This window comes from Oleiphilus sp. HI0123 (genome assembly GCF_001635315.1).
Window position 1 is genome coordinate 1 of record NZ_LWGE01000196.1, and the last position, 642, is coordinate 642.

General features: G+C 40.7%; 1 protein-coding gene. It reads right to left on the reverse strand.

Features of this window, described 5'->3' with window-relative positions; genetic code table 11:
• Positions 1 to 193 (reverse strand): hypothetical protein (locus A3761_RS01795; RefSeq protein WP_156491500.1); only part of this gene is annotated, 193 nt, incomplete at its 3' end.
• Positions 194 to 642: the final 449 nt, after the last annotated feature.

The following is a 642-nucleotide window of genomic DNA, read 5'->3' on the forward strand; positions in this document are numbered from 1 at the left end:
TCGTTACCGCTGCAGCAATGCTTTCAAGTGCCAANAAAGCAGTCGCCCCTAAAGCGGTTTTGCCGACACGGCTAATACCCATACGCCGAGCTTTACGAGCGGTGAATCGTAAGGCGTAATCTTCTAGGGTTTGGTCAGCCACCCACTGGTTATAGTGGCGACGAACTTTAAGAATCTTCTGTTTGGCAGGCATAAGCTCTATAGCAAAAGTTTTATGTACTTATAAATGAGTATTTAGCTAGACAGGGTAATGCTTTTTTAGGGCGAAAACGAGCTTTAAACGTGTTAGGTCACGATATAACTAATGCCTAAAAGTCAGCACCCAAGCTGGCCTATTAGAATAAATGGTCTGACTTGGGCCTAACCATTCTAAGCAAGACTTGGTCAGAAAAGTGCCAATAGAAGACTTTGGCACTCGTTTTAGATTTGGCCCAATTGTCATAGTTTCACTTACATGTGTAATTTGGTAAAGCTGTTACGATCTTAAACACCTTGCTTTATAAACTTATTCATGGAGAATGCCACGGGAATCCAGTAACATTTCAGAATTTCAAACTATATCGACTTACCACGTTTTTGTTAGATACGGAGTAATCTAGCTCAATGAAGCCATTTTTCTTGTTTGTCATCCTATTCTTTCTA